At 67.4% G+C, this 4,190-nt stretch carries 3 protein-coding genes; 2 read left to right on the top strand and 1 reads right to left on the bottom strand.

Features of this window, described 5'->3' with window-relative positions; all coding sequences use genetic code 11:
* Nucleotides 1-336: 336 nt before the first annotated feature.
* On the top strand, nt 337-1,830 hold the full coding sequence (locus ACOQFS_RS05510) for a M20 family peptidase (RefSeq protein WP_421561905.1): 1,494 nt from the start codon (nt 337-339) through the stop codon (nt 1,828-1,830).
* Between the two features lie 15 nt (nt 1,831-1,845).
* Here the strand turns inward: ACOQFS_RS05510 and ACOQFS_RS05515 are convergent, their stop codons facing one another.
* Entirely contained in the window at nt 1,846-2,772 is a 927-nt protein-coding gene (locus ACOQFS_RS05515; protein ID WP_421561906.1) for a DMT family transporter, read from the bottom strand.
* A 135-nt stretch (nt 2,773-2,907) separates the two neighbouring features.
* Here ACOQFS_RS05515 and ACOQFS_RS05520 point away from each other — a divergent pair, with 135 nt between their 5' ends.
* On the top strand, nt 2,908-3,825 hold the full coding sequence (locus tag ACOQFS_RS05520) for a LysR family transcriptional regulator (RefSeq protein WP_421561907.1): 918 nt from the start codon (nt 2,908-2,910) through the stop codon (nt 3,823-3,825).
* Nucleotides 3,826-4,190 lie beyond the last annotated feature (365 nt).

Here is a 4,190-nt window from a genome sequence, read left to right on the forward strand (position 1 = left end):
CAAGCTCAGCCCGAACGGATGGGGGGCAGGCATCTGAGGCATGTACATAGTCAGGCAAATTGGCCATCAGCGCTTTATGGGTAAGCGCTGAAAGCTATCAAAACGATAGTGAATACGAGCCGCAGGCGCTGCAAGGAGCCTGCGGTTTTTTTGTGGCGCGCGGGGTGGCTGGTGGTGCCGTGGCGTGCAGTGCAAGGCGCGGGCGCATAGCGGCGGGGCGCATGTTCTATGCTGGCGGCCGCATGGCCTCGTTGCGTTCTGGTGCGGCGTTCGCAGCCGCATGCTCAGGCCGTTTGCAGCATCGCCTCAACCCTCTTTTTCCTCCGTGCGCACGACATGATCAAGAAACTCCTGCTCTGGCTGCTGGCCCTGGTGCTGTTGCTGGCCGCCGCCCTGGGCATCAACACGGTGCGCAAAGGCTCGCGCCAACTGGATGTGGCGCCGATTTCCAAGCTGCCGGTCGAGGAAGCCGCCGTGGCCGACCGCCTGGCCGAGGCCGTGCGCCTGCGCACCGAATCCTCCCGTGACGACGCCGCGGCCAACAGGGACCAGTTCCAGCAGTTTCACGCGCTGCTGCAGCAGCGCTTCCCGCTGGTGCACGCCAAGCTCCAGCGCGAGGTGGTGGGCGACCTGAGCCTGCTCTACACCTGGCCCGGCAGCGACGCCAGCGCCGCACCCGTGATGCTCATGGCCCACCAGGATGTGGTGCCCGTGGCCCCGGGCACCGAGGGCGACTGGGACCAGCCTCCGTACTCGGGCGCCATCGCGGGCGGCTATGTCTGGGGCCGGGGCTCGTGGGACGACAAGGGCAACCTGATGAGCCAGCTCGAAGCCGTGGAGATGCTGCTGAAAAGCGGCTTCGCGCCGCAGCGCACGGTGTACCTGGCCTTTGGCGCCGACGAAGAGGTGGGCGGCCTGCGCGGCGCCGCCCAAATCGCCGCGCTGCTGCAGGAGCGCAAGGTGCGCCTGCATTTCGTGATCGACGAAGGCCTGTTGATCCTCGACGGCGTGATGCCCGGCCTGTCCCAGCCGGCAGCGGTCATCGGCGTGGCCGAAAAAGGCTACATGTCGGTGGTGATGACAATGTCCGGCACGCCCGGCCATTCGTCCATGCCGCCGCACAAGGGCAGCAGCGCCATCGCCATGATGAGCGACGCACTCAAGCGCCTGGACGAAGAGCAGATGCCCGGCGGCATCCGTGGCGTGGCGGCCGAGTTGTTCGACACCCTGGCGCCCGAGATGGGCGTTGTGAACCGCGTGGTGCTGTCCAACCTGTGGCTGTTCCGCCCCGTGGTGCAAAGGCAGCTCGAAGGCGCAGCCAGCACCAACGCCATGCTGCGCACCACCACGGCGCTGACCATCGTTCAGGCGGGCAACCGCGACAACGTGGTGCCCGGCCGCGCCGAGGCCACGGTCAACTTCCGCCTGCTGCCCGGCGACACGCATCAGCATGTGATGGACCATGTGCGCAGCAAGATCAGCGCGCCCGCCGCGCAGGTGGCGCTGAGCACCTTGCCCGGCGCGGTGGAGGCATCGAAGGTAGCGCCCACGGATTCCCCTCAGTACCGCCTGCTCAACCAGACCATCCGCGAGGTCTTCCCCGACGTGCTGGTGGCCCCGGGCCTGATGGTGGCGGGCACCGACTCGCAGCACTACGGCGCCATCAGCGACCACATCTTCAAGTTCTCGCCCGTGCGGGCCAACTCCGAAGACCTGAAACGCTTTCACGGCACCAACGAGCGCCTGGAGATTGCCAACTACGCCGACGCCATCCGCTTCTACCACCGGCTGATTGGCCAGATCAGCCAGACCGCAGCGCCCAAGCCCTGATGCGATAAAGAACAATCATCCGGGCGATGGGCTCCGCCGGGCCATGGTCCACAGCGCCGCCCCCACGATCAGCGCGCCACCCAGCCAGGCGCTGGGGCTGAGCTGCTCGCCCAGCCAAAGCACCGCAAACAGCGCGCCAAAGGCGGGCTCGCTGCCCATCAGCAGACCGACCCGCGAGGGCGGGCTGTGGCGCAAGGCCCAGTTCTGCACCACAAAGGCAAACACCGTGCAGCCCAGCACCAGGTAGATACAGGCCAGCCAGAAGGCGCTGCCATCGGTGAGCGAGGGCAGGGGTGGCAGCGTGCCCGGCAAGGCCAGTGCCAGCAACAGGCTGCCCAGGCCGATCACGCCCGCCTGCACGGCCGTGAGCGCCAGCACGGGCGCGCTGCGGCGCTGCGTGAGCCGCGTGGTCTGGCACACGGTGATCGCGCGCAGCGCGGCGGCGGCCAGCATCAGCGCGTCGCCCCAGCCCCAACGCGTCCAGTCGCCGGAATAGCTGCCGCTGAGCAGCGCGGCGCCCAGCAGCGAGACGCCCGCGAACACAAACATCGCGCGGCCCGGCCGCTGGCGCAGCAGCCACCACTCGGCAAACGGTGTGAACACCACGCACAGGCTGATCAGCAACGCCGCATTGCTGGCCTTGGTGTGTGCCAGGCCAAAGGTTTCGCACAAAAAAATGCCCAGCAGCAGCGCACCCAGCGGCAGGCCCGCCGCCAGCGCATCACGCTGCTGTGCGGCCGGTGCCCGCAGCAGCGCCGGCAGCAGCAGGGCAAACGTCAGCAAAAAGCGCACGGCCAGAAAGCCGAGCACGGGGTAGAACACCAGCGCCCCCTTGGCCACGCCATAGCTGGTGCCCCACACCACGGCCACCAGCAACAAGGCCAGGTCAGACAGTCGCAGAGCCAACGGGGAGGCGGGGGTGAGGGGCAGCGTCGCGTGCATGGTAGGGGCGGGTCCGATCAGGGCGGGTGAATTAGGGGGCGGCGGGCTGTGGCGGGCGTGCCCGGCAGGTGGCAGAAATTATTGATTTGCGCTGATGCATTGATAATCACCATCAAAGAACAGCACTTGTGCTTCATGAGCATCAATCAACCCCACGACAGCCTGCCCGACATGGCCGTGTTTGCCCGCGTGGTGGACGCGGGCAGTTTTTCGGAAGCGGCGCGGCAACTGCGCATCACTCCGTCGGCCGTGAGCCGCCAAGTGGCGCGGCTGGAAGGCACGCTGCGCGTGCGCCTGCTGGAGCGCACCACCCGCAAGCTCAAGCTCACCGACGCCGGGGCCGCCGCCTACAGCCGCTGCCAGGCTCTGGTGGCCGCCGCGCGCGAGGTGTGGGCGCTGAGCGACACGCACACCGCCGCACCCTCGGGCCTGGTGCGCATGAGCATGCCCAAGGCCGTGGGCCGCCAGCTGGTGCACCCGCTGGTGCTACCGTTTTTGCAAAAGTACCCCGAGGTGGACGTGCAACTGCTCATCACCGACCGCACGGTGGATCTGTTCGAAGAATCCATCGACCTGGCCCTGCGCGTGACCGACACGCCGCCCCCGGGTCTTGCAGGGCGGCCGCTGGCCACCTTGCACCACTGCATCTGCGCCAGCCCCCGCTACCTGGCCGAGCGCGGCCACCCCCAGCACCCGCGCGATCTGGAGCAGCATGCCTGCATCACCCTGGGCGAAGACGAGCGCGACCGCCACTGGCGTTTTGAACGCGCGGGCGAAGCCGCCACCGTGGCCGTGCGCGGCCGCTACGTGGCCAACCACAGCGAGGTGCGGCTGGAGGCTGCGATGAATCACCTGGGCATCGCCAGCCTGCCGGGCTTCACGGCACGGGCCGCGCTGGAACGGGGTGAGCTGGTGGCTGTACTGCAGGACTGGACGCACAAGACTTCGTATGCGGGCACGGCCTGGCTGCTGTACCCGCCGAACCGGTTTTTGCCCGCCAAGCTGCGGGTGTGGATTGACCACCTGGTGGTGGGGTTTGCGGGGGTGGAGTAAGTTGGTCGGGTTGGCGGTTCAAACAGGGCGTTCGTAGGGCGCAAGCGCAGGTCAATCTATCCTTCCTGTCCGTAGCATTCGGCCGCTTGACTGGCTGCAATCGACCCGTCGCCGTTCTTCTCCCAACTTTCTGAAAACCGAACCTTTAGTTCGCCAATGTCATCGCATCCAGCGGGCTAGTCGCCGCCGCGCCCCGTGGCCCGGTCCTGCCCCCATACAGCGCGAACCTGAATCAGCTGCGCCTGCAATCGGGGTACTAGTCCACTGAAACCGAGAAATCGGCTGTGCGTGAGGGTCTGGCAGGGCCGCAATCTAGGCGTCGGGCGCAGCCGGGTTGGACACCCGGCGAGCACGGCAACGACGAG

Origin of the sequence: Paracidovorax sp. MALMAid1276 (genome assembly GCF_049198005.1) — a bacterium.
Lineage (GTDB): Bacteria > Pseudomonadota > Gammaproteobacteria > Burkholderiales > Burkholderiaceae_C > Acidovorax.